Origin of the sequence: Colwellia polaris, assembly GCF_002104515.1 — a bacterium.
In the GTDB taxonomy this organism is placed as follows: Bacteria; Pseudomonadota; Gammaproteobacteria; order Enterobacterales; family Alteromonadaceae; genus Cognaticolwellia; species Cognaticolwellia polaris.
On sequence record NZ_NBOE01000001.1, the window covers coordinates 526588 to 552751 of the forward strand.

24 protein-coding genes are annotated in these 26164 nt (G+C 40.0%); 19 read left to right on the forward strand and 5 right to left on the reverse strand.

The window, feature by feature from the left end; all coding sequences use genetic code 11:
* Positions 1 to 14: 14 nt before the first annotated feature.
* The 16 genes from mraZ (at position 15) to lpxC (ending at position 18151) form a co-directional block, all read left to right on the forward strand.
* Positions 15 to 473 carry a division/cell wall cluster transcriptional repressor MraZ gene (mraZ, locus tag B6A32_RS02410; RefSeq protein WP_085301145.1) on the forward strand — a complete coding sequence of 153 codons (459 nt, stop codon included), beginning with the start codon at positions 15 to 17 and terminating at the stop codon, positions 471 to 473.
* A gap of 50 nt (positions 474 to 523) precedes the next feature.
* Entirely contained in the window at positions 524 to 1465 is a 942-nt protein-coding gene (gene rsmH / locus B6A32_RS02415; RefSeq protein ID WP_085301146.1) for a 16S rRNA (cytosine(1402)-N(4))-methyltransferase RsmH, read from the forward strand.
* Positions 1466 to 1480: 15 nt separating this feature from the next.
* On the forward strand, positions 1481 to 1795 hold the full coding sequence (gene ftsL / locus B6A32_RS02420) for a cell division protein FtsL (protein WP_085301147.1): 315 nt from the start codon (positions 1481 to 1483) through the stop codon (positions 1793 to 1795).
* Between the two features lie 20 nt (positions 1796 to 1815).
* Entirely contained in the window at positions 1816 to 3573 is a 1758-nt protein-coding gene (locus tag B6A32_RS02425) for a peptidoglycan D,D-transpeptidase FtsI family protein (protein WP_101685878.1), read from the forward strand.
* Complete coding sequence (locus B6A32_RS02430) at positions 3566 to 5182, forward strand: UDP-N-acetylmuramoyl-L-alanyl-D-glutamate--2,6-diaminopimelate ligase (protein ID WP_085301148.1); 1617 nt, start codon at positions 3566 to 3568, stop codon at positions 5180 to 5182. Before B6A32_RS02425 ends, B6A32_RS02430 begins: the two co-directional genes overlap by 8 nt.
* Positions 5179 to 6579 (forward strand): UDP-N-acetylmuramoyl-tripeptide--D-alanyl-D-alanine ligase, encoded by a 1401-nt coding sequence (locus tag B6A32_RS02435; protein WP_085301149.1) that lies wholly within the window; start codon positions 5179 to 5181, stop codon positions 6577 to 6579. Before B6A32_RS02430 ends, B6A32_RS02435 begins: the two co-directional genes overlap by 4 nt.
* Positions 6579 to 7661, forward strand: a complete 1083-nt coding sequence (mraY, locus tag B6A32_RS02440; protein WP_085301150.1) for a phospho-N-acetylmuramoyl-pentapeptide-transferase — start codon at positions 6579 to 6581, stop codon at positions 7659 to 7661. Before B6A32_RS02435 ends, mraY begins: the two co-directional genes overlap by 1 nt.
* A gap of 10 nt (positions 7662 to 7671) precedes the next feature.
* The gene (murD, locus tag B6A32_RS02445; RefSeq protein ID WP_233131301.1) at positions 7672 to 9066 is read left to right on the forward strand and encodes a UDP-N-acetylmuramoyl-L-alanine--D-glutamate ligase; all 1395 of its coding nucleotides are present in this window, start codon (positions 7672 to 7674) and stop codon (positions 9064 to 9066) included.
* Positions 9066 to 10328 carry a cell division protein FtsW gene (gene ftsW / locus B6A32_RS02450; protein ID WP_085301151.1) on the forward strand — a complete coding sequence of 421 codons (1263 nt, stop codon included), beginning with the start codon at positions 9066 to 9068 and terminating at the stop codon, positions 10326 to 10328. The genes murD and ftsW overlap by 1 nt, the downstream gene beginning before the upstream one ends.
* Positions 10321 to 11427: an undecaprenyldiphospho-muramoylpentapeptide beta-N-acetylglucosaminyltransferase gene (gene murG, locus B6A32_RS02455; RefSeq protein WP_085301152.1), complete on the forward strand. Its 1107-nt coding sequence runs from the start codon at positions 10321 to 10323 to the stop codon at positions 11425 to 11427. Before ftsW ends, murG begins: the two co-directional genes overlap by 8 nt.
* A 44-nt stretch (positions 11428 to 11471) precedes the next feature.
* Positions 11472 to 12893, forward strand: coding sequence for a UDP-N-acetylmuramate--L-alanine ligase (gene murC, locus B6A32_RS02460; protein WP_085301533.1), 1422 nt, complete (start codon positions 11472 to 11474; stop codon positions 12891 to 12893).
* Positions 12893 to 13828, forward strand: a complete 936-nt coding sequence (locus B6A32_RS02465) for a D-alanine--D-alanine ligase (RefSeq protein WP_085301153.1) — start codon at positions 12893 to 12895, stop codon at positions 13826 to 13828. The genes murC and B6A32_RS02465 overlap by 1 nt, the downstream gene beginning before the upstream one ends.
* A 3-nt stretch (positions 13829 to 13831) precedes the next feature.
* The gene (locus tag B6A32_RS02470; protein ID WP_085301154.1) at positions 13832 to 14611 is read left to right on the forward strand and encodes a cell division protein FtsQ/DivIB; all 780 of its coding nucleotides are present in this window, start codon (positions 13832 to 13834) and stop codon (positions 14609 to 14611) included.
* A gap of 5 nt (positions 14612 to 14616) precedes the next feature.
* Positions 14617 to 15852 carry a cell division protein FtsA gene (ftsA, locus tag B6A32_RS02475; RefSeq protein WP_085301155.1) on the forward strand — a complete coding sequence of 412 codons (1236 nt, stop codon included), beginning with the start codon at positions 14617 to 14619 and terminating at the stop codon, positions 15850 to 15852.
* 81 nt (positions 15853 to 15933) lie between these two features.
* Positions 15934 to 17097, forward strand: coding sequence for a cell division protein FtsZ (gene ftsZ / locus B6A32_RS02480; protein ID WP_085301534.1), 1164 nt, complete (start codon positions 15934 to 15936; stop codon positions 17095 to 17097).
* 136 nt (positions 17098 to 17233) lie between these two features.
* Positions 17234 to 18151 carry a UDP-3-O-acyl-N-acetylglucosamine deacetylase gene (gene lpxC / locus B6A32_RS02485; RefSeq protein WP_085301156.1) on the forward strand — a complete coding sequence of 306 codons (918 nt, stop codon included), beginning with the start codon at positions 17234 to 17236 and terminating at the stop codon, positions 18149 to 18151.
* A 177-nt stretch (positions 18152 to 18328) separates the two neighbouring features.
* Here lpxC and B6A32_RS02490 read toward each other — a convergent pair whose 3' ends face one another.
* The gene (locus B6A32_RS02490) at positions 18329 to 18790 is read right to left on the reverse strand and encodes a DUF721 domain-containing protein (protein WP_085301157.1); all 462 of its coding nucleotides are present in this window, start codon (positions 18788 to 18790) and stop codon (positions 18329 to 18331) included.
* A 27-nt stretch (positions 18791 to 18817) separates the two neighbouring features.
* Here B6A32_RS02490 and B6A32_RS02495 point away from each other — a divergent pair, with 27 nt between their 5' ends.
* The 3 genes from B6A32_RS02495 to mutT all read left to right on the forward strand — a co-directional run bounded on the left by B6A32_RS02495 (position 18818) and on the right by mutT (position 23143).
* Positions 18818 to 19714: a M23 family metallopeptidase gene (locus B6A32_RS02495; RefSeq protein ID WP_085301158.1), complete on the forward strand. Its 897-nt coding sequence runs from the start codon at positions 18818 to 18820 to the stop codon at positions 19712 to 19714.
* A 126-nt stretch (positions 19715 to 19840) separates the two neighbouring features.
* Positions 19841 to 22519 carry a preprotein translocase subunit SecA gene (secA, locus tag B6A32_RS02500; RefSeq protein WP_085301159.1) on the forward strand — a complete coding sequence of 893 codons (2679 nt, stop codon included), beginning with the start codon at positions 19841 to 19843 and terminating at the stop codon, positions 22517 to 22519.
* A gap of 228 nt (positions 22520 to 22747) precedes the next feature.
* Positions 22748 to 23143, forward strand: coding sequence for an 8-oxo-dGTP diphosphatase MutT (mutT, locus tag B6A32_RS02505; protein ID WP_085301160.1), 396 nt, complete (start codon positions 22748 to 22750; stop codon positions 23141 to 23143).
* Between the two features lie 78 nt (positions 23144 to 23221).
* On the opposite strand, the gene yacG is transcribed toward mutT, so the two are convergent.
* The 4 genes from yacG to B6A32_RS02525 all read right to left on the reverse strand — a co-directional run bounded on the left by yacG (position 23222) and on the right by B6A32_RS02525 (position 26071).
* The gene (gene yacG, locus B6A32_RS02510) at positions 23222 to 23458 is read right to left on the reverse strand and encodes a DNA gyrase inhibitor YacG (RefSeq protein WP_085301161.1); all 237 of its coding nucleotides are present in this window, start codon (positions 23456 to 23458) and stop codon (positions 23222 to 23224) included.
* A 139-nt stretch (positions 23459 to 23597) separates the two neighbouring features.
* A complete protein-coding gene (zapD, locus tag B6A32_RS02515; protein WP_085301162.1) occupies positions 23598 to 24344 on the reverse strand; it encodes a cell division protein ZapD in 747 nt (248 codons plus the stop codon).
* A 116-nt stretch (positions 24345 to 24460) separates the two neighbouring features.
* Positions 24461 to 25075 (reverse strand): dephospho-CoA kinase, encoded by a 615-nt coding sequence (gene coaE, locus B6A32_RS02520; RefSeq protein ID WP_085301163.1) that lies wholly within the window; start codon positions 25073 to 25075, stop codon positions 24461 to 24463.
* 114 nt (positions 25076 to 25189) lie between these two features.
* A complete protein-coding gene (locus tag B6A32_RS02525; RefSeq protein ID WP_408607652.1) occupies positions 25190 to 26071 on the reverse strand; it encodes a prepilin peptidase in 882 nt (293 codons plus the stop codon).
* Positions 26072 to 26164 lie beyond the last annotated feature (93 nt).

Genomic DNA, 26164 nt, shown 5'->3' on the forward strand with positions numbered 1-26164 from the left:
AAACAAAGTGGATTATGTACAGAGGCACTAGCGCAATAACGCTCGACAGTAAAAACAGAATCACGATACCTACAAGGTACCGCGAGGAGCTGTTTGCTGATTGCCAAGGAAAAATGGTCTGTACTGTTGATATTCAACATCCGTGTTTATTGCTTTACCCGCTTCCTGAATGGGAAGAAATAGAATTAAAGCTTTGTGGTTTATCGAGTATGAATCCGCAAGAGCGACTTTTACAGCAAGTGTTATTAGGTAACGCCTCAGATTGTGAAATAGATAAAAGTGGTCGTTTATTAATTAATGGGCCTCTGCGACAACACGCCGGTTTAGAAAAAGGCTTAATGTTAGTTGGGCAGTTAAGAAAGTTCGAAATCTGGAGCGAAAATGCCTGGCAAGCACAAATGCAGCAAGGTATTGCAAAAATTCAGTCAGGTGAAATAGAGCTGACTGACCGATTACTTGATTTGTCGTTATAACAAATCTCGCAACAAAATAATGAAAACAAAATGGTGTCGATAAACACATAATGCAACACGATAATGCACATATTTCAGTACTACTTGCCGAGTCAATTACAGGGCTTGCGATTAAACCAGATGGTATTTATATCGACTGTACGTTTGGGCGCGGTGGACATTCGGGATTAATTCTTGAAAACCTAGGTCCTAATGGGCGTTTAATAGCGATCGACCGAGATCCTTCTGCAATAGCTGCAGCCCAAAAATATGCTGATGATAAGCGTTTTATTATTGAGCATCATGGTTTTGCTGACTTAGCAATGATTGTTGAAAAGCATCAGTTAGTTGAAAAAATTGACGGTATTTTATTGGATCTTGGTGTGTCTTCGCCACAACTTGATGAAGCAGAGCGTGGCTTTAGCTTTATGAAAGATGGCCCTCTTGATATGAGAATGGACACCTCTCGTGGCCAAACGGCAGCAGAATGGCTAGCCGTTGCAGATGTTGAAGATATTACTTGGGTACTACGTACTTTTGGTGAAGAAAAACATGCATGGCGTATTGCAAATGCCATTGTTGACGAGCGTGAAGTTACCGCATTAACACGCACTGGCCAATTAGCGCAATTAATTAAAAAAACTGCACCACAAAGAGAAATTAAAAAACATCCGGCAACACGAAGCTTTCAAGCTATTCGTATGTATATTAATAGCGAATTAGAGCAAATAGAGAAAGTATTGTCGGCGTCTTTATCGGTATTAGCTACTGAAGGGCGTTTGGTTGTTATCAGCTTTCATTCGCTTGAAGACCGTTTAGTAAAACAGTTTATGAAGAAGCATTCGCAAGGTAAAAAAGTACCACGCGGTATGCCAATCAGCGAAGAAGAGCTAAATAAAGGTAAAAACTTGAGTTTAATTGGTCGTAAGTTAAAGCCAAGTAAAGATGAAGTGGAAGAAAATGTGCGTTCTCGTAGCTCAGTACTTAGAGTTGCTCAGAGATTAGCGCGCTAACTTTGGCGCTTGAGTATGGCAACCCAGAAAGTTGTGTTAGCACTTGATATTTGGCATGACATTCGCCGACATATATTGATTTATGGCATTTTGTTATTGGTATTAATTTCAGCATTTTCGGTGATTTACTTCACGCACTTAAATCGACTGACGACCAGTAAAATTGAAATGCTACTCAGCGAGCGTGACACTTTAGAAAACGAATGGCGTAACTTGGTTTTAGAGCAAAATAGTTTGGCAGAACATAGTGCGATTGAAAGCAGTGCAGAAAAGCAACTGAATATGACAAGACCAGACTCAAGCTCGGAAATTATTATTAAATTACCATGATTTATTAGCACGGGTAGGCAATGAAAAAATCAGCACAGTATAATCCAAACACGGTAGCATGGCGTTTTTACGTTGTGCTAGGTGCTGTTGTGCTGATTTATGCTGGTTTAATGGCTCGTACTGCTTACATACAGGTATTTGAACCTGACATGCTAAAGAAGCAAGGTGACAACCGTTCGCTTCGCACCAATACAAAAACAGTACAACGAGGCTCAATTGTAGACCGCAATGGTCACGAACTCGCGGTAAGTGTTCCAGTAGAAACCGTTTGGGCTGATCCTAAAATTATATTTGATACCAATGCTTTGGCAATGACAGAACATTGGCAAGCCCTTGCTGATGTATTAGGACAAGACGTTAACAAGCTCAAAGTTCGCGTAACTAAACACCCAACTAAACGTTTTGTTTACATTGAGCGTAAAGTTGCTCCTGCAATGGCAAACTATATTCAAGAATTAAAAATTCCAGGCATACATTTACGTAAAGAGTCTAAACGCTTTTACCCTGCAGGTGAAATAAGTGCGCACATAGTTGGCTTTACCAATGTTGATGATAAAGGCATTGAAGGTGTTGAGCGAGTTTATGACCAACTGTTAACGGGTGAAGATGGCGAGAAAAAGTATCGTAAAGATGCTAAAGGCCGCAAAATTGAAATTGTCTCTGTAAAAGCATCAACACAAGCTAAAACAATTACCTTGAGTATCGACCAACGTATTCAAGCGCTTGCTTATCGTGAACTAAAAGGTGCCGTTAAAGCCTTTAAAGCAACTTCGGGCTCTGCGGTTGTTACTAATGTTAATACGGGTGAGGTTTTAGCCTTGGTTAACAGCCCTTCATATAATCCAAATAACCGCTCAGGTGTCGCTATTCATCGCTTTCGTAATCGGGCGATTACCGATATCTATGAGCCAGGTTCAACTATGAAGCCATTAACCGTGTTAACGGCTTTAGAATTTGGTAGCGTGAAAAAAGACAGTATTGTAGATACTTATCCAGGCTGGATGCGCTTAGGCGGCAGTCGTGTTTCTGATCCTCGCTATTTAGGCAAAATTTCATTAGCAGAGTTGCTTGTACACTCTTCAAATATGGGCACGACTAAACTGGCCTTATCGGTACCAAAAGATTATTTAATTGATAAGTTTTTTGATGCTGGCTTCTCTGAAGATACCGGCACAGGCTTAGTTGGCGAAAGTTCTGGCATGATGCACGACAGAGCACGATGGTCGAAATTTGAACTGGCAACCTTATCATGGGGTCATGGTGTAGCCATTACGCCAATTCAGCTAGCGCGCTTTTATACAACCTTGGCTAATGGCGGTATTAAAACACCTCTTACCATTTTAAAACAAGATACTGATTCACTAGCGAAGCAAAAACATGAGCGTATTTTTTCAGCTGAAAATAGCCAAAATGTTGTAGAAATGCTTGAGCATGTAGTTAACGAACATTATACCGTAGCCAAAGTTGACGGTTATCGTGTAGGTGGGAAAAGTGGTACCGCCATTAAAGCATTTGCCGGTGGTTACGGGAATGATTATGTCGGTTTATTTGCCGGTGTTGCACCAATATCTGATCCCGAAATTGCTGTGGTGGTGGTAATTGATGACCCAGGTGGTGATTTATATCATGGCGGTGAAGTTGCCGCTCCGGTGTTTTCTCGAATTATGAAGGGTACGCTGCGGCTACTCAATGTTCCGCCTGATGCGAACACCAGAATTACTTCGGTTCAAACCGATAACAAAATTAAAACTACCCCTAAGGAGCGTGACCATGTTTGATCACGCTTTAGACGTTTCTAATAACGCAAGAAATTATAGCGCTATTGAGGCGGTTTTACGCTTGGGTGAAATTACGCTTTCAAGCAGTGATTTAACGCAGCTTAAAGCGCATTTGGCTCAGCACAGTTCTGCTAATAAAGCGGATTTAGTTAACGATACACGCGCTTTAAAAGAAGGTGATGTATTCTGTGCGGTGATTGGCAGTGTGCGTGATGGTCGCGAATTTGTAGCTCAAGCAATATCAGCCAATAGTGCAATGATATTACAAGAAACCACCGAGTTTACTGAACACGGGCAATTAACATGGCTAGGACAAGCATCAGGCTTAGAAACCCCTGTACTAAGCTACTTTGCGCTTAACAATAATTTATTTAATGTTGCAAAAGTGTTTTATGGTGAACCACAAAAATCGTTGAACATTATTGGTATTACGGGCACTAATGGCAAAACCAGTACTAGCCAAATTATTGCTAATTTACTCGATTACTGTCAGAAAAATTGTGCTGTTATTGGCACCAACGGCGCCGGTAAGCTAGCCAACTTACAAACCATTGACAACACCACGCCGGGTGCAACCGAATTACATCAATTACTGGCGTTATTTTCGAACAACAAAATAACCGATGTAGCTATGGAAGTGTCGTCGCATGCTTTAGCGCAAAAACGTGTTGATGCAACATTATTTAATACCGCTGTCTTTACTAATTTGAGTCGTGATCATTTAGATTATCACCACACAATGGCTGCCTATGCTGAGGCGAAAAAAGCGATATTTACTGGTGATAATAAGCAAGTAGCGGTAATTAATGGCGATGATCCTCAAGCGAAAACATGGTTAGAGAATTGGCCGTCTACACAAGCTGTTGTAGTTTATGGTCGAGATGAAAACGTTGCCAACTCTCAACGCTTCGCACTGGCAAAACAAGTTAAACACTCCGCTACTGGCGTTAGTTTCCAATTAGTAACTGAGCAAGGCGAATGTGAAATTCGAAGCCGCTTACTAGGTGACTTCAATGTTGAGAACTTGTTAGCGGCAATTGCAGTGTTAATGGTTGAAAAAATAGACTTAATAACAATCGCTGAAGCCATTACACAACTCGAACCGATTATAGGTCGTATGGAAGCATTTTCTGGCACAGCTAAACCTACCGCTGTTGTTGACTACGCTCATACTCCGGATGCCTTAGCGAGCGCTTTAGATGCTTGTCGTTTACATTGCCATGGCAAGTTATGGTTAGTTTTTGGTTGTGGTGGCGATAGAGATGTAGGTAAGCGTGCGCTAATGGCTCACGTTGCTGAAAATAAAGCGGATCACATTATTATTACTAATGACAATCCTCGCAGTGAAGATCCAGAAGCTATAGCGGCAGGTATTATTACCGGTTTCACCAAAAACGCAGGTTTTGAAAAAATTCTTGATAGAACAACCGCGGTGTTAACGGCATTGGAAAAAGCAGATGCTGATGATGTGGTGCTTTGTGCCGGAAAAGGTCACGAAGATTATATTATTTTTGGTACGCAAAAACACCATTATGACGAACGCGCCGTGGTACAAAGCTTTTATTCTGCACAGTCAGAACAAGCAGCAGAGCAAGGGGTAACATTATGATAGCGTTAACCTTAATTGAACTTGCACAGGCGGTAAATGGCGAGTTAATCGGTGAGAATATCACCATTAATGCCATTGGTACTGACAGTAGAGCACTTAGAGCAGGTGATGTTTTCTTAGCATTACAAGGCCCAAATTTTGACGGCCATAAATTTTTAACGCAAGCGGCTGAGTTGGGTTGTAGTGCGGCAATCGTGCAAAAAGCACAAGCAGATCTGTCCATTCCTCAAATTATTGTTAAAGACACTCATAAAGCATTAGGCGAAATTGGTGCTTATGTGAAAGCGAAAGTGGCGCCAAAAACTGTAGCTATTACAGGCAGTAGTGGCAAAACCACGGTAAAAGAAATGGTGGCAGCTATTTTAAGTCGCTTAGGCAATGTATTGGCGACAAATGGTAACTTCAATAACGATATTGGCGTGCCATTAACCTTGCTGCGTTTAGAAACTCAACATGACTTTGCTGTTGTGGAGTTAGGCGCAAATCATATCGGTGAAATCGCATACACCTCAGCACTGGTAAAACCCGATGTTGCCATTATTAATAATATTGCTGCCGCTCATTTAGAAGGTTTTGGCGACTTATGTGGTGTAGCGCGTGCTAAGGGTGAAATATTTTCTGGTTTAACGGCGGGTGGCGTAGCAATTTATAATCAAGACACGCAATGGGCTGACAAGTGGCAATGGCGTTTAACAGATAAAAAAGTATTACGTTTTTCATGTAAAGATAAAGCTGACTGTTACAGCGAGCAAGAAACGCTCGACGACAATGGTTGTGCGAATTTTACCTTAACAACCCCTGTGGGAAGTACCGCTATTAAGTTAACTGTGCCAGGGCATCACAACGTATGTAACGCAGTAGCCGCGGCAACTATCGCTTTAGAGTTTGGCGCAAGTTTAGACGATATTCGTTTAGGGCTAGCGCAAATGAGTGAGGTAAAAGGACGTTTAAACTTACATCAACTTAATCACCAAACTAAGTTAATTGACGATAGCTATAACGCGAATGTCGAATCAATTAATGCCGCGTCAGATCTACTCGCCAGTTACACCGGTCGCAGAATTCTTATTCTGGGTGATATGGGTGAGCTAGGTGAAGAAGCGCGTCGATATCATCAAGAAGTAGGTGAACATGCAAAGAGTAAGCAAATCGACGATTTACTCACGCTGGGCGTGTTAAGCCAAAATGCCTCAGATGCCTTTTATCAAGGGCAGCAAGAGCAATCTCAACATTTTAGTAGTAAAGAAAATTTATTGTCACGATTACAACTGTTACTTCAGGGTGAAGAACAGCCAGTGACTATTTTAGTAAAAGGTTCACGCAGTGCTCATATGGAATACGTAGTGGCTGATATTATTCAATGGCATAACAGTCAATCTATGCAGGAGCATGCATAATGTTACTTTGGTTAGGTGAGTATCTCACTCAGTATTATTCATTTTTTAACGTTTTTTCGTATTTAACATTTCGCGCCATTATATCTACGCTTACCGCGTTGGTTATCTCATTATATTTTGGTCCTAAATTAATCCGCGCCTTGCAAAACATGCAAATTGGTCAAACGGTTCGAGACGATGGTCCAGAGAGTCATTTAGTTAAATCAGGCACGCCAACCATGGGCGGAATTTTAATCTTAGCGTCGATTGCAGTAAGCGTTTTATTGTGGGCTAATTTAACTAATGCCTACGTTTGGGTAGTGCTATTTGTACTATTGAGTTTTGGTCTTATTGGCTTTGTAGACGATTACCGTAAAGTAATTCGCAAAGACTCTAATGGCTTAATTGCCCGCTGGAAGTACTTTTGGCAAACCGTAATTGGTTTAGCGACCGCAATATTTTTATATTGGTTTGCGCAAAGCCCAGAAGAAACAACCTTACTGATCCCCTTTGTGAAAAATGTTTTACCACAACTTGGCTTACTTTATATCGGCTTAGTGTACTTCGTTATTGTCGGTACAAGTAACGCCGTTAACTTAACTGATGGTCTTGATGGTTTAGCTATTGTGCCAACCATTATGGTGGCAGGGGCGTTTGCCGTATTTGCTTACATGACAGGTAATGCAAACTTTTCTGAATACTTACACATTCCACACATTGCTTTAGCAAGTGAACTGGTGGTGGTATGCACGGCAATTGTGGGCGCAGGTTTAGGGTTTTTATGGTTTAACACTTACCCAGCACAAGTTTTTATGGGCGATGTGGGCTCGTTGGCTTTAGGTGCAGCATTAGGTGTTATTGCTGTGTTGGTTAGACAAGAGTTAGTTTTATTTATTATGGGTGGTGTATTTGTTATCGAAACATTGTCGGTAATTTTACAGGTGGGATCATTCAAGTTGCGTGGTCAGCGCATCTTCCGCATGGCACCTATTCATCATCATTACGAATTAAAAGGTTGGCCCGAGCCAAGAGTGATTGTTCGCTTTTGGATTATTTCTTTAGTGTTAGTGTTGATTGGCTTAGCCACTCTGAAATTAAGGTAAATATAAACGCGTGAATAAACAATTGCATCAGTCGGTAACGACGCAATTAGCAAATAAGCGAATCGTGATCTTAGGTATTGGGATCACGGGATTATCGTGCGCGCGTTTTTTACATCATCATGAACTAGCCTTTGCGGTTAACGATAGCCGAGACATGCCGATTTCACCGGGTGACTTTAAACATCAATTTGCTGAAAATACTTTAGTTTTAGGTCGCTGGGATCAAGCGCTTATTGCGCAAGCAGAAGTGTTAATTGTTAGCCCAGGTATTGATATCAATGAACCGACTATTAGTAACGCTATTGATAAAAATTGTGATGTTATTGGTGATATAGAACTATTTTGCCGATTAAGTGATACACCGATAATTGCCGTAACTGGCTCAAACGGTAAATCAACCGTGGTGTCGATGTTAAATTATGTCGGTAACGCATTAGGCTATTGTGTGCAATTAGGCGGTAATATTGGTTTGCCAGTACTTGATCAAATAGAGCAGCCAAACGTTGATTTCATAGTGCTTGAGTTATCTAGTTTTCAATTAGAAACCGTTAAAAGCATGAAGGCATTAGCAGCCACAGTATTAAACGTTAGTGATGATCACTTAGATCGTCATAACACTATCGATAACTATAGCGCGATCAAACAAAAGATTTATCACAACGCCACTTATGCCCTGTTTAACCGCAACGATAGCTTAACGCAGCCCAATAGTGATATTACCCAAGCTAGCCAATTAAGTTTTGGTCATGATTCAGCGCAAGATAACAACTTTGGCTTAGCTAATATCGATAATGCTCCCCATTTAATGCAAGGCTCAACCGCGTTATGTGCTTTAGCTGAGTTACCACTGCAAGGTATTCATAATGCAGTTAATTATTTAGCTGTATTGGCGTTAGGAAAATGTGCAGGTTGGAATATTCCTGACATGCTAGCCAGTTTAATGACCTTTAAAGGCCTTGCGCATCGCTGTGAAGTTATCGACACAACTGATGGTATTCGTTGGGTTAATGATTCAAAAGCAACCAATGTCGGCGCTACGCTTGCTGCTATTGAAGGCTTATCACCAAGCTTACAAAACCATAAATTAATTTTAATTGCTGGTGGTGATGGTAAAGGGGCAGATTTTACCCCGCTTACTCAAGCATTAACTCAGCATGTTGACTATTTAATAACGCTCGGTAAAGACGGGCGCGCTATTGCTTCATTGCGCTTGCCTAATCAAACTGAGCAAACGATACACGTTGACTCATTACCCGCCGCAGTTGCTTTAGCTAAAAAGCACGCTGTTAAAGGCGATATGGTTTTACTATCTCCTGCTTGTGCAAGTTTAGATATGTTTGCTAATTATGTTGAACGTGGTGTGGTGTTTATCAAGTCTGTTTTAATGACAAAGGAGGCCGTGTAATGTCGGTATCTTTTGCTAATTTTTCACAATGGACACTGCCAAGTTGGCTGCAAGTAGAGTCTCGTTCCGTGTCAACGTTCGACCGTGGCTATGTTTTGCTGGCGCTTAGCATGTATATGATCGGTTTAATTATGGTGGCAAGTTCATCTATGCCAATAGCTGAACGCATTTTTGATAACCCATTTCATTTCATCGTAAGACACATGATTTATATCATATTAAGTCTTGGTGTTGCGGGCTTGACCTTACAAATACCTATGCATCGCTGGCATGAATACAGCAGTAAATTATTGTTAATGGGCATTGTTTTATTAGTTATTGTGTTGGTTGTGGGGCGAAATGTTAATGGCTCAACACGCTGGATTGCTATTGGACCGATAACCATACAAGCAGCTGAACCTGCGAAACTATTTTTCTTTTGTTATTTGTCGGCTTATCTCGTTAGAAGACGCGATGAAGTCATGGAAAACGTAAAAGGCTTTGCTAAGCCACTAGTGGTTTTTGGTGTATTAAGTGGCTTGTTATTAATGCAGCCTGACCTAGGTACCATTATCGTGATGTTTGTCACTACCTTTGGCTTATTATTTTTGGCAGGCGCTAAGCTTTGGCAATTTATCGCTATTTCAGGTGTAGGTATTGCCTTACTGTCAATGTTGGCTTACTTCTCGCCCTATCGTTGGGCGAGGGTTACGGGTTTTCTTGACCCATGGAAAGACCCATTTGGTAGCGGCTATCAGTTAACTCAATCGTTAATGGCTTATGGTCGTGGCGAAACTTTTGGTCAAGGTTTAGGTAACAGTGTACAAAAATTAGAATATTTACCAGAAGCACATACCGATTTTGTTATGGCGGTGTTAGCAGAAGAAATGGGTTTTATTGGTATTAGCGTTATTTTGTTATTGAGTATGACTTTAGTATTTAAAGCGTTATTACTGGGTAGAAAAGCGGTTAATCAAGAGAAATATTTTGAAGGTTTTTTTGCCTACGCAATTGGTATCTGGTTTTGTTTTCAGGCGGCAGTAAATATCGGCGCTAGTGCTGGCATAGTGCCAACTAAAGGACTCACTATGCCGCTTATTAGTTATGGCGGCAGTTCAATGATCATCATGACCATGTCAGTGGCTGTGTTAATCCGTATTGATCACGAAATCAGATTACAAAGTATTCAAGCAACCAGTCGCGCGACTGGTACACATAAAAGCACTAAGAAGAAAGCAAGTAAAGTGAAGAAAACAAAACTTATCGAGGGCGGAAATGACTGAACAAGTAAGTCATGATGTTAAACGTCCAACTCTGCTAGTAATGGCAGGCGGAACCGGCGGGCATATATTCCCGGGTATTGCTGTGGCTGATGCATTAGCTAAACAAGGATGGAATATCCATTGGCTTGGTACGGCTCAGCGAATGGAAGCAGAACTAGTGCCTAAAAATGGCTACCCTATTTCATTTATCAATATGGCGGGTGTACGTAATAAAAACTGGCAAACCTGGTTGAAAACACCCTTTAAGATTTTGCAATCGGTAATGCAGTCGATCAAAATTTTACGCAAAGTTAAGCCCGATGTTGTACTAGGCATGGGCGGATATGCAAGTGCTCCTGGCGGAGTAGCTGCCTGGGTTTTAGGTATTCCTTTGGTATTACATGAACAAAATGCTGTTGCAGGTATGAGTAATCGCTTTCTTTCATATATCGCAACCACAACGTTAAGCGCATTTCCGGGGGCATTTAGCCAACGTGTTAGCTCAAAAGTAGTGGGTAATCCATTACGTAGCGATATTATCGCGATTAAACATACCGTGCCTGAACAACCGGCTACCAGTAAAAAAGTATTGGTTGTTGGTGGTAGCTTAGGGGCAAAAATACTGAATGATGTTGTTCCGCAAGCAATGAATCAAATTAAAGTACAAAGTATTGATGTTTGGCATCAAACTGGCGGCGGTAATGAACAAGCGGTATTAAAAAGTTATCAAGATTACGGTTTACCTGAGGAAAAGGTCAAGGTAACAGAGTTTATTGATGATATGGCTGCTGCCTACGAATGGGCCGATGTTGTTATATGTCGAGCAGGTGCACTTACTGTCTCTGAACTCGCCATGGCGGCAAAACCAGCGATATTCGTACCATTACCGCATGCAGTAGATGATCATCAAACCAAAAATGCGATGTATTTAGTTAATTGTGGTGCGGCAAAATTAATCGCACAAAAAGAATTTAACGGTACAACCCTTGGGCAAATGCTTAACAGCTTGTTTATATCTGACAAAGTTGTGCAGCAAATGTCTAAAGCAGCACATAATGCTGCCCATGCTGATGCCACAAACTTGGTTTCATCAGCTTGTATCGATGTAGCAAAATTATGAGTAATACAATGACAGCAGTAAATAGCAACAATAACGGTTCTAATATGAGCAACAACAGGGTGCCAGAAATGCGCCGTGTTAAAACCATCCACTTTGTTGGCATTGGTGGTGCAGGTATGGGCGGAATTGCTGAAGTATTGTTAAACGAAGGCTATCAAATTACCGGCTCAGACATTGGTGAAAATCAGGTTGTTAAACGCTTAATAGCTCTTGGAGCAAACGTTACTATTGGTCATCACGCTGATAACGTTAGCGGGGCAAGTGTGATTGTGGTATCAACTGCGATTGATCCTGAAAATCCAGAGTTAGTCGCTGCACATGAACAACGTATTCCTGTGGTACGCAGAGCAGAAATGCTGGCAGAGTTAATGCGTTTTCGACATGGTATTGCCATTGCCGGTACTCATGGAAAAACGACTACAACTAGCTTAATCGCCAGTATTTTTGCGCAAGCAAATTTAGATCCTACTTTTGTTATTGGTGGCTTGTTGAACAGTGCCGGCACTAATGCACGTTTAGGGAGCAGCCGATATTTAATTGCTGAAGCAGATGAAAGTGACGCATCATTTTTACACTTACAACCTATGGTTTCGGTGATCACCAATATTGATGAAGATCATATGGAAACCTACGAAGGAGACTTCGAAAAACTTAAAGATACCTATATTGAGTTTTTACATAACCTGCCTTTTTATGGTTTAGCAGTAGTTTGTTTAGATAACCCAGTGGTGCGAGAAATTTTACCGCGTATTAGCCGCCAAGTAATTACTTACGGCTTTTGTGAAGATGCCGACGTAAGAGCAACTCAATATCAGCAATCAGCTGGTATGAGTTCATTTGTGGTTGAGCGTAAAGACAGCGCACCTTTAGCTATTAGTGTTAACTTGCCAGGTGAGCATAATGTCTTAAATGCCCTTGCAGGTGTTGCCGTTGCAATTGATGAAGGTGTTGACGATATCGCCATTCAACAAGCCCTACAAGGTTTTGCCGGTATTGGTAGACGCTTTGAAAAACTGGCTAAATTGCAAACAACACAAGGCGAAATGATGTTAATTGATGATTACGGTCATCACCCGACAGAAGTTAAAGCAACCATATCTGCTATGCGTAAAGGTTGGCCTGAAAAAAGGTTAATTATGGTATTTCAGCCGCACAGATATTCACGTACTCGTGATCTGTATGAAGACTTCGTTGAAGTATTATCGGAAGTTGATTGCTTATTCTTACTCGATGTTTATGCCGCAGGCGAGGCACCCATTGCCAATGCTGACAGTAAAAACTTAGCGCGTAGTATTCGATTACGTGGCCAAATAGAGCCTATATATGTGAGCGACAGCGACAAATTAGCAGAATTAATTGCAGCACAACTACAAGATGGTGACATGGTTATTACTCAAGGTGCAGGCAATATTGGCGCTATTGCGCGAAATCTAGCAGCAGATAAAAAATTAAAGGTAGCCAATTAATGAAACCTTTATTGGAACAAAAATTAGCCGTGTTATATGGCGGTACATCAGCAGAAAGAGACGTGTCATTAAATTCTGGTATCGCGGTTGCTAAAGGTTTAGAATCCGCAGGTTTTGAAGTGCAACTTATTGATACAAAAGGTTTCTGTTTAAGTGAGTTAGATAAATTAGCTATCGATCGCGTGTTTATTGCATTACATGGTAGAGGTGGTGAAGACGGCTGTGTTCAAGGTGCATTGGAGTATATGAATATTCCATACACCGGTTCTGGCGTTTTAGGCTCTGCGTTATCGATGGATAAAATTCGCAGTAAGCAAGTATTTCAAGCGTTAAATTTACCAACAGCAGCGTTTGCCATTGTTGATAAAGCTCAATATCAAATGGCAGATGCAGCAATAATTTTGCAGCAGCTTGGTAACGCGGTCATGGTAAAGCCAGCTCACGAAGGCTCTAGCATAGGCATGTCTAAAGCGAATAATGCTGAAGAATTGCATCAAGCGCTTGTGACGGCTTTTAACTATGACCAGCAAATATTAGTAGAAGCATGGGTTCAAGGGCCTGAGTATACCATCGCGATATTAGGACAAACGGCTTTACCTGTTATTCATATGGTTACGCCAAACGACTTTTACGATTACGATGCAAAATACAAAGCGAACACAACGCAATATCACTGCCCTTGCTCATTGTCAGAAGCAGATGAAACTGAACTGCAATCGATAGCATTACAAGCGTTTAATGCCACAGGTGCTAAAGGTTGGGGGCGCGTAGATGTAATGCGTAACAATCAAGGGCAATGGCAAATATTAGAAGTAAATACTGTGCCGGGTATGACAGAAACATCATTAGTACCTAAAGCCGCAAAAGTATTTGGTTTAAGTTTTAGTGAGCTAGTGACAAAAATTGTTGCATTGAGCGCAGAAGGTAGCGTGTAAATTATGGAAATTGCCGCAGAACAGCAACTTCCTTTAAGGGAAGAAATATCAAAGCTGCATTGGTCTTTTTGGCTCGGTGTTGCATTTTTTATTGCGGTTATTGTTGGCATTTTAACATTTGGCTTTTTTCTGAATAAAAAAATGAGTGCGGAAGAGTCTGCACCGGTAACTTCTATTGCGATAGCTGGCGAAATGCCGTATACAACGCGGGTTGATATTGAAGGCGCCATAGAAAAAGTTAATTTGGGTAATTTTTTCAACTTAGATGTAAACGATGTTCAACAGAAAGTTGCCATGTTGCCTTGGGTTTACTCGGTATCTGTGCGTAAAAAATGGCCGAATGAATTAAAAATTTATGTCGTTGATCAAAAGCCTATTGCGCACTGGAATGGGGACTTTTTAATAAATGCTAATGGTAAGGCTTTTCAGGCGGATGTTCAGCGCTTAGTGAAAAAATTGCCGGCGTTTTATGGCCCTGAAGGTAGTGAGCTAATTGCTTTAGAAAACTTTGTTAATTTGAATAAGTTATTAGATTTTAGCGAATTAGCGATTGATGAATTAGTACTGACCGAGCGTTTTGCTTGGCAGCTTATCTTAAATGATGGCGTTACCATCAATTTAGGACGAGATAATCGCGTAGAGCGCATACAGCGTTTTATGGATATTTATCCCGAAATTAAATTGCAAAAAAAGGAAGGTCAACAAGTTGATTATGTTGACCTGAGATACGATACCGGTTTAGCCGTTGGTTGGAAGACCGCGAATAATAAAGAAAGAGTTTAGCCTTAATGTCAAAAATAACTGAAAGAAATTTAGTGGTTGGATTAGATATTGGAACGTCAAAAATTTCAGTAGCTGTTGGCGAAATAACGCCCGATAACCAACTCAGTATCGTAGGGGTTGGAAATCAACCTGCACGAGGCATGGATAAAGGCGGTGTTAATGACTTAAACCTCGTTATTCAGTCAATTCAACGCGCAATTAACGAAGCTGAATTAATGGCTGATTGCCATATAACTTCAGTATATCTTGGCATTTCTGGTAAGCATATCAGTTGTCAAAATGAAAACGGTATGGTGCCAATTAACGACAAAGAAGTATTGCAGGACGATGTAGATAACGTAATTCATACTGCGCGATCAGTCCCCATTTCTGCTGAACGTCGCATGCTACATGTACTGCCTCAAGAATACAGTATTGACTGTCAAGACGGCATAAAAAGCCCAATTGGTATGTCAGGTGTAAGAATGGAAGCCAAAGTACATATTGTAACCTGTGCAAATGACATGGCAAAAAACATTGTTAAATGTGTTGAGCGATGTGACTTAAAGGCAGATCAATTAATTTTTTCAGCGCTTGCTTCTAGCTATGCCGTTTTAACCGATGATGAAAAAGAGCTTGGCATTTGTGTGGTTGATATGGGCGCAGGCACTATGGATATTGCCGTATTTACCGGCGGCGCTTTGCGTCATACCGCAGTAATTCCAGTCGCAGGTAACCAAGTAACAAGTGATATAGCAAAAATATTTCGCACACCACTAAGCCACGCAGAAGACATTAAAGTGCAATATGCCTGTGCTTTACGCCAAATGGTAAGCATGGAAGAAAATATTGAAGTGCCTAGTGTTGGTGGACGTCCAGCGCGTTCAATGTCTCGTCATACATTGGCTGAAGTTGTAGAACCTAGATACCAAGAGTTATTTGAGTTAATACAAGAAGAATTAAGAGAGTGTGGTTTAGAAGATCAAATTGCAGCCGGTTATGTTTTAACCGGCGGTACCGCAAAAATGGAAGGCGTAGTTGAGTTTGCAGAAGAAGTATTTCAAATGCCAGCTCGTATAGCTCAGCCTTCAGATGTATGTGGATTGAAAGAGTATGTTAACGACCCAACGTACTCAACAGTGGTAGGTCTATTGCATTACGGCATGCAAGCGGGCCAGCAGCAAAATAAAGAACAGAAGAAAAGCGAGTCAGTTGGCAGTATCGGATCGAAAATACTGGCTTGGTTTAAAGGCGAATTTTAACTAGTGGCAATATCGGCTACTTAAAAATGAAGTAAAAGAGTTTTGGTGGAACAAAACGTAATAAAAATCGGAGATAATAAAATGTTTGAATTAATGGAAGATCATAACGAAGAAGCAGTCATCAAAGTAATAGGCGTTGGTGGCGGTGGTGGTAATGCAGTAGAGCACATGGTTTTACAAACCATCGAAGGTGTTGAATTTATTACTGCAAATACTGACTCGCAAGCATTACGCAACTCGGCAGCGAATGTAACTTTGCAGCTAGGTCATGACGTTACAAAAGGTCTTGGCGCAGGCGCAAACCCAGAAATCGGCCGTCGTAGTGCAGAAGAAGATAGAGAAACAATTCAAGAATCACTAAAAGGTGCTGATATGGTGTTTATCGCTGCAGGTATGGGCGGTGGAACAGGTACGGGTGCAGCACCTGTAGTGGCAGAAATTGCTAAAGAAATGGGCATATTAACCGTTGCAGTAGTAACGAAACCATTTCCTTTTGAAGGTAAGAAACGCATGAATTATGCTGATCAAGGCATTGAATTTTTATCAAAAAATGTTGATTCATTGATCACTATTCCAAACGAAAAGCTATTAAAAGTATTAGGCCCTGGTACTAGCTTATTAGATGCATTTAAAGCGGCGAATGATGTTTTATTAGGAGCGGTTCAGGGTATTGCAGAGCTTATTACTCGCCCAGGTCTAATCAACGTCGACTTCGCCGATGTAAGAACTGTGATGTCTGAAATGGGTACGGCTATGATGGGTTCAGGAACCGCATCAGGTCCAGACCGTGCAGAAGAAGCCGCAGAAGCCGCAATTTCAAGCCCGTTACTTGAAGATGTAGATTTAGCTGGCGCTCGTGGTATTTTAGTTAACATTACTGCGGGTATGGATATCAGCATTGATGAGTTTGAAACAGTAGGTAACATGGTTAAAGCGTTTTCATCAGAAAATGCTACAGTTGTTGTTGGTGCAGTTATCGATCCTGAAATGACAGAAGACTTACGAGTAACAGTTGTTGCTACAGGTATTGGTGCAGAGCGAAAGCCAGATATCACTTTGGTTAACCCCGCGCCGGTTGCAGAGCCACAAGTAGTTGGTGGTGATTATATCCCAAGCACACAACCTGAGTTGTCAGCTAGCCCGGTTACTATGCCTGAAGCAAATGCTCAAGCACAAAAAGTAGCAGCTACAGAGCTTGATGATTACTTAGATATCCCTGCATTTTTACGTAAGCAGGCTGACTAATTGCTCTAAAAATGCTTTAGTAATAATGCTAAAAAAGTTGGAATATTGATTTTGTTAGGCTTTTTTGATATATTACGTCTCCGCTGAAATCAGTGGCGGCTAATAAATATAAAATATAGGCTTAAGAAGGCTATTTATGATTAAACAACGTACATTAAAAGAAAGTGTCTCTGCCATTGGCGTAGGGTTACACAAAGGTGAAAAGGTGCAGATCACTCTCCGTCCTGCCCCTGCTAACACCGGTATTATTTTTCGCCGAGTTGATTTAGATCCTGTTGTCGATATCCCCGCGACACCAGAAGCTGTTGGCGAAACTACCCTATGTACTTGTTTAGTGAATGAGCAAGGTGTACAGATCTCCACCGTCGAACATTTGCTCTCTGCCGTTGCAGGTTTAGGTATTGACAACCTTATTGTTGAGGTTGACTCGCCTGAGATTCCAATTATGGATGGTAGTGCTTTACCCTTTGTCTATTTAATACAATCGGTTGGTATTGAAACATCAAATGTTGCTAAACGCTTTTTACGCATAACTAAAACTATTCGTGTTGAAGAAGGCGATAAGTGGGCCGAATTAAAGCCTTATGAAGGCTTTCGCGTAAACTTTGCTATTGAATTTGAACATCCGGTCATTGTAAATACTTGTCAAGCGATGAGTATGGACCTCTCAAGTTGTTCGTTTATCAAAGAAATTAGTCGTGCACGTACCTTTGGCTTTATGAAAGACATTGAATTCTTGCGCTCACATAATTTAGCGCTAGGTGGCAGTTTAGAAAATGCTATTGTGTTAGATGAATATCGTATGCTAAATAAAGATGATCTTCGCTATGATGACGAGTTTGTAAAACATAAAATTCTTGATGCCATTGGTGATTTATACATGAGCGGTGTTAGTATTTTAGGTGAACTTAATGCCTTTAAATCTGGTCATGCATTAAATAACATCTTGCTACGAGAAGTGTTTAAGCAAGTTGATTGTTGGGAATGGGTGACATTTGAAGACAGTACAGAGTCGCCTATTCAATATCAAGAGATTGAAGCAACAGCTTTTTAAACTTTAGTTTACTCCTCATTTAAAACCAGTCAATTGACTGGTTTTTTTATATCAAAATTCTAAAAGTAGGGTCAGATACACATTAATTCTGTTACTAACATTTAATGTACATTACCAATAAACCGTTTGAGCTTAAGTCGTTTAAATTTAATGTGTATCTGACCCTACTTTTTGCACCTATTTATTTGCGTGTGAGGCGAGTTTTTCTAGCTTTTTACGTAAACTATCAGGGGCATTTTTTGCTACTTTTAATAGTTGCTCTGCGGTGGATGCAGAAATAGTGGTATTGCCGCTATTTGGCCGTACCTTTTTTTCATAAACTTTTGTACTAAAGGGGGTAATTTTAATTTCTAACTGGTTAAATTCATTATTAGTGACTCGAACGAGTTCGTGGCAAATGTTTACTCGTTCAAATTGTAGTCGTTGGCTCCAAACAGCGGAATTAACTTCAATAACGATCGCATTAGCTCTGAAATTGGCTATTTTCCATACATCTGCTGGTAGGTCGGGGCAGATTTGTCGTACAATGTCTGACAATATTGTTAAAGAGTTGGTTTTTGCGGCTATTTGTGCCAAAGTGCCTGACGTTGAATTAAACAGCGCTGACATATCTGTAGGGATTTTAGATTTTCTTGCCATTAGTCAGCTCTAAACTATGAATGAATTATGAGTTTAACATTACTATACCGTGGAAAGAACGTTAGATTTTCAATGAAGCTAAATAAGCTGCATTGGTTATCTGCAATAACAGCCTTTGCGCTAGTTTCTGGCTTTATTGTTCATTTAGTTGTTTCTGCCGATGACGTACCTAAAAACCCAATCTATGGCATGTCTAGCTTGCCTGATATCGACACTCCTAAGGTCAATAGCCAAGTAACAGCAGTTACTATGAAATTGGCTGAGTTGCAAAGTCAGGTGCTGCGATTAAATGCGCTTGGAGATCGGTTAGCAGAAGAAGCTAATATTCCAGACAACGAGTTTAATTTTCAGCAATCACCACCAAGTGGTGGTCCAATGATTCAGAGCAATGAAGATAAGCAAGAAAGCTTAACTGATTTACTACTAAATATAACGTCACTAGAAAAAACCTTAGCACATGAAGAAAAACAATTAAAAATGCTTGAATCTGTCAGTTTTGGTCACCATATAGAAAATACAAGGTATCTGTCTGGTCGACCAATTGTTAAAGGTTGGTTGTCTTCTTACTACGGTATTCGCAAAGACCCTTTTAGTGGCAAAGCTGCCATGCACAAGGGAGTGGACTTCGCCGGAAAAGAAAATGCCGATATTATTGCCACCGCTTCAGGTGTAGTAAGTTGGGCAAGTGATAGATATGGTTATGGTAAATTAATTGAAATTAATCATGGCGATGGTTTAAAAACGCGTTACGGACATAACAAAGATATACTCGTTTCGGTTGGCGATGTAGTTAATAAAGGGCAAGTTATTGCTAAAATGGGCAGTACAGGCCGTTCAACAGGTCCACACGTGCACTATGAAATTTTACGTAATAATAAGCAAATAGATCCAAAAAGATACGTTTATCGAAAAGCAAAAGAATAGCTTAAACACTAATTTCAGTTGTTTAAAATACTGCTGCGATTACAATACTAAGCAAGTTTATGTGGTCGGCTCTACCGATCATTTTATTTTCAGCGGAAGATTTTCTTCTCAATATGGTTTAACACGATGTTTGTAAGTTTAATGACAAAATTGTTCGGCAGTCGTAATGATCGATTACTGAAACAAATGCAAAAAGAAGTAAGTAAAATAAATGCACTAGAACCTGTTTTTGAAGCACTCAGTGATGAAGAACTAAAAGCAAAAACAACTGAGTTTAAAGAACGTGTAGAAAAGGGCGAAGAGTTAGACGCTATTCTTCCTGAAGCATTCGCTGTAGTTCGTGAAGCCAGTAAACGTGTATTTGGCATGCGCCATTTTGACGTACAAATGATCGGTGGCATGGTACTAAACTCGGGTAAAATTGCAGAAATGCGTACCGGTGAAGGTAAAACCCTTACCGCAACATTACCATCATACTTAAATGCTTTAACGGGTAAAGGTGTACATGTAATTACGGTTAACGACTATCTTGCCACGCGTGATGGTAACTGGAGTCGTCCACTATTTGAATTCTTAGGTATGACCGTTGGCTGTAACATCGCCGGTATGGCTCCTCAAGATAAGCAAGCCGCTTATAACTCAGACATTACCTACGGCACTAACAACGAATTTGGTTTTGATTACTTGCGCGACAACATGGCTTTTTCGCCAGAAGAGCGTGCTCAAAAGCCATTAAATTTCGCGGTAATTGATGAAGTTGACTCTATTTTAATTGATGAAGCGCGTACGCCACTTATTATCTCAGGCCAAGCCGAAGATAGTTCAGAGCTATATCGTAATATAAACCTCGTGGTACCAACGCTTGTTCAACAAGAAGAAGAAGATAAAGAAGGTGAAGACAGCACAGGTGACTTCACTATCGATGAAAAAGCAAAACAAATTTATTTGACTGAATTAGGTCAAGTTCATATTGAAGAAATCATGATAGAAAAAGGATTAATGCAGCAGGGAGATTCTTTATTCTCAGCAGCTAACATTACCTTATTACATCATGTTATGGCGGCATTGCGTGCACACAAACTATTTCAAAAAGACGTTGATTACATCGTAAAAGACGACGAAATTGTTATTGTTGATGAACATACCGGTCGTACAATGGAAGGCCGTCGTTGGTCTGAGGGTTTACATCAAGCTGTTGAAGCTAAAGAAGGTGTAAATATTCAAAACGAAAACCAAACTTTGGCTTCAATTACCTTTCAAAACTTTTTCCGCATCTATAACAAATTATCAGGCATGACAGGTACCGCTGATACTGAAGCGTTCGAGTTTAACCATATTTACGGTTTAGAGACTGTGGTTATTCCAACGAACCAGCCTATGGTACGTAAAGATTTACCTGATTTAATTTACTTAACCGCTGAAGAAAAGTTTGAAGCTATTTTAGATGATATAAAAGATTGTGTTGAGCGTGGGCAACCCGTGTTAGTAGGTACTATTAGTATCGAAACATCAGAGTTTCTTTCTTCGTTTCTAAAGAAAGCAAAAATTAAGCATAAAGTGCTTAATGCTAAGTTTCACCAACAAGAAGCTGAAATTGTTGCTGATGCCGGTAAAATTGGCGCTGTAACTATTGCGACTAATATGGCGGGTCGTGGTACCGATATTGTATTAGGTGGTAATCTAGGCACAATGCTAGCTAAACTTGAAAATCCAAGTGAAGATAAAATTGCGCAAGTTAAAGCTGCATGGCAAGAAGAGCATGAAAAAGTATTAGCTGCTGGTGGTTTACACATAGTTGCTACAGAACGCCATGAATCTCGTCGTATTGATAACCAATTACGTGGTCGTTCAGGTCGTCAAGGTGATGCCGGTTCAACCCGTTTTTACTTGTCAATGGAAGACGGTTTGATGCGTATTTTCGCTTCAGAACGTATTACAAACATGATGCGTAAACTGGGCATGGAACGTGGCGAAGCTATTGAGCACCCTTGGGTAACTAAAAGTATTGAAAACGCACAACGTAAAGTTGAAGGCCGTAACTTTGATATTCGTAAACAATTACTTGAATTTGACGATGTATCAAACGACCAACGTAAAGTTATTTATGAACAACGTAATGAATTAATGGACGAAGCTGATATCGCCGAGGTTATTAAAGCGATTCGTGTTGATGTTGTAAACGGCTTAATTGCGCAACATATACCACCACAATCTATGGAAGAAATGTGGGATATTGAAGGCTTAGAAGAACGTCTTAAAGGTGAACTTACGCTTGAACTACCTATTGCTAAATGGTTAGAAGAAGATAAGAAGTTACATGAAGAAACTTTACGTGAGAAAATTTTAGAGGCCGTTGAAACTAGCTACACTGAGAAAGAAGAGATGGTTGGCGCCGAAGTGCTACGTCAATTTGAAAAAGCAGTAATGCTACAAAGTTTAGACTCGCACTGGAAAGAGCACTTGGCGGCAATGGATCATTTACGTCAAGGTATTCATTTACGTGGTTACGCGCAAAAGAATCCCAAACAAGAATTTAAACGTGAGTCTTTTGAGTTATTTGCCGAGTTGCTAGATAACTTAAAATATGACGTTATTGGTATTTTAAGTAAAGTGCAAATTAGAGCTGAATCTGATGTGGAAGCTGTTGAAGAACAACACAGAAAAGCAGACGAAGCGCCAAAAGAGTTCAAGCACGAGTCAACTTCAGAGCCAGAGCCGGCAGCTATGCCGCGTGTTGGTCGAAATGAAGCTTGTCCATGTGGCTCAGGTAAAAAATATAAACAGTGTCACGGTAAATTAACCTAATCACTTGATATAACGAGTTAAGTCGTAATTGTATTTTAATGCCAGTCAATTGACTGGCATTTTTATATTCAAATTTTGTAAGTATCAACCAACTGTTTGTTGTAAATCAGTTTTATACTTTAAACTCATAGCATTGAGAACTTTGCAACAATAAGCAATGTCTTATTATTGGCAGTGAATCAGTACTTGGTTGAATAATAATAAATAGAAAAAGCTCAAGGATTTAAAATGACAAAAATTGTGCATGTAGCGGTTGGTGTGATCAAACGCGAAGATAAAATCTTTCTTACTAAACGTTTAGCGGCGAGTCACCAAGGCGGTAAATGGGAATTTCCCGGTGGTAAAGTAGAAGCAAATGAAACTTTGCATCAGGCACTTCATAGAGAGCTAAAAGAAGAAGTTGCTATTGATACGTTGTCTTGTACGCCACTAATGCAAATTAGCCATGATTACGGCGATAAAAAGGTATTGTTAGATGTGTTTGTTGTAGATAACTTTACCGGTGAAGCAAAAGCTTTAGAAGGCCAACAATCAGGTTGGTTTGCATTGTCGGAGTTTGAAGGTTTAAATTTTCCTGCTGCTAACCAGTCAATTATCGAAAAGCTAAATCAAGTATATCAATAACAAGCGAATATATTGTGTTGATAGTTCTGTTACACAATATATTCAACAGTTGTCTTAGCAAGTTAGCTATAAACTATATTATTCAGGTTCAACAAAAAATTTATTGTGCTGTAAAAATTCTGCTTCTAAGGCGTCAAGCATTTCTTCGTTCAGTTCAACAGCACCTTGCACAGGCTGGCTTATTTTATGATTTTCATCAGCCCAATCACCAATATCAATTAGCTGACATCGTTTACTACAAAATGGTCGATACTGACTCTCTTCTTGCCAAATAACTTCTGTTTTACAGGTGGGACAAGCAACTTTTAAGGTCATAATACACAATACTAACGGGGAAAATTATGCGCTTATTATAGAAGAATTTCACATAAGCAGCTAGCGCTGAAAAAGAAGTTTTAAACTGACAGCTCAAAACGGATAGCTGACAACTAATGACTGACAGCTTTGTAATTAATTAGCAGCGAGCTAAATGAAATTTCGTGGCTTGCTTAGCATATTTTCGACCTGTCTCGTTGCAGGGCATCATAAAGCGAATAGAGTAACGAAAACGGTTGCCGCTAATGGTTGGGTAGAAAGGTAGGCCGTTTGCTACTTTTATACGAATAAGAATTAAGCCTTCACCATTATCTTGAAAAAAACCGCTTTCAGTGGTTATTTCTTTAAACTCAGCACGTTGGCGAACAAACATAAGATTCAGCGCTAGCGCCGCGTTAATTTGCTCAAGCATCGAAAGCCAGTGTCTACATTGTGCTGCAACTTCTGTACTCGGTTGATTTAACCAAAACTGTAATTGAGGCAAGTCAAAATGCGAGCTGCCGCCTTGAATAGCAAAACGTTGTTTTAAACTGGTTAAAAATTTATCTGTTTTTAACTGTAACCATTGCGCGGAATGCACTTTCAGCTTACTCGATAGCTGAACGGTTTTTTGCAAGTTATCTTCTAGAGCTGCATTGTTAATGTCGGGGACTTGTGACCAAACCACTAAACTTTGTTCGAGCTTTTCTAAATCCTTGATTAAATCACCGCGAATATCGTTACGCTCTAAAGTATCTAAAATAGCAAATAAAGCATTAAAAAATACGCTGTGACTGGTTGTCATATTATAATTTAGACAATCAGAAGCTTGAGCAAATAATTGCTCTAGCTTTAAGTAGTTTCGTATTCGCTCATTAAGCGGATGTTCATATAATATTGCGGTCATTTATTCGAAACTTTGTTTGAAACGATTGAAGGTCATTGCTTTATAGTAACCATAGCACAGGTAAATGGCGAATTTTTTATGTAAACAGCCGTTTACAATTAGGCTCATTTAAGTGTTTAACCACTATGCTTTAGCGCTAAGGTACGGTACTTTTGATCTAGTGCTATTACCTGTTGTTGAATGTCGTCTAGGCTAATATCTTGGTTGTTAATAACATCATCTGCAAAGCTAAGGCGTTGTTTGCTCGGCATTTGGCTGGCAATAATGCGTTTAATTTCAGCCACAGAGCTAGGGTCGCGCTCAGCAGTGCGAGCGATCTGATTCGCTTCGTCTATATTAATAACTAAAACTCGGTTAACTAATTTTTGTAAGTTATTCTCTATTAATAGTGGCGCAACTAGCACGCAGTAATTGCTTTTTGCTTGTGATATTTGAGAGAGAATCTCTGTTCTAATTAACGGGTGCAATAAATTGTTCAGCCATGTTTTATCATCACTATTACTAAAGATTCTACTACGAAGTTTGGTTCTATCTAATTCGCCAGTTGGGGTTATAAAGTCTGGGCCAAAGTTAGCTTCAATTGCAATTAGCGCCTTGCTACCAGGCATAACAACGGTTCGCGCAGCAATATCAGCATCAATAATATCAATGTTGAGTTTAGCGAACATATCGCTGACAGTTGTTTTACCACTGCCAATTCCACCCGTTAAACCAACGATAAATTTAGACATGTAAGCGCCTTTTTCAGTTTTGAGCGATCAGTTTTAAGCTATCAGTTTGAGCTTTAAGCTGGTCAGCTATCCGTTTTAATTAGCTTAAAGGTTTTATTTCTGTAGTTAAGCGATTTAAGTTAGGGTGCTTAAATACCAAGACCAAATACCATTTCCCCAAAGTAAAGTAATCCAACCTGCAATGGCTAAGTAAGGGCCAAAAGGAATGGCTTGTTCACGCTGGTGATTTTTAAACACCATTAAACTGATGCCAATTATCGCACCAACCGCCGAAGCCATTAAAATAAGTAATGGCAGCAATTGCCAACCTATCCAGGCACCAAAAAGCGCAACAAGCTTAAAATCACCATGCCCCATACCTTCCTTGCCAGTGATAAGTTTAAATAACCAAAAAATGCTGAATAAACTCATGTAGCCAACAACTGCGCCAATTACCGCGTCATTCAAAGGCACTATGGCACCATTAATATTAACCAATAAACCTAACCATAAAAGCGGCAAAGTTATTTGATCAGGTAATAGCATGTGATCAACATCAATTAAGGTTAAACAAACCAAACCCCAGGTTAATATTAGCAGCATCAATGTGGTAAAAGTAACGCCATAATGTGCTGCAATAACCACACTTAATATAGCAGTGGTAAGTTCAACCAAAGGGTAGCGTAGCGAAATTTTAGCTTTGCATTGGCTACACTTGCCACGTAAAAATAACCAACTAATTACCGGAATATTCTCGTAAAAGCGTATTTTATGTTGGCATTTAGGGCAACTAGAACTGGGTGTTGAAAGGGTAATAGGGTTTTCGTTAGCTTGTATTGGTTTTGCTAACTCATCGGCTAAAAATTCACGACATTCGCTTTTCCAACCTTGCTCAAGCATTTTAGGTAGGCGATAAATAACCACATTTAAAAAACTGCCTATTAACAAAGAAAAAACTACTACAATAGTGTAAAAATAAGCAGGGGAATTGCTCATCAATGTAATTATATCGCTCAAGAGTTTTGCCTCAAAATTAAGTGAATCTATCGTACTAAATAAAAGCTAAATAAAATGTTAAATAAAGTGCTGGATATATCGATAAAAAAACGA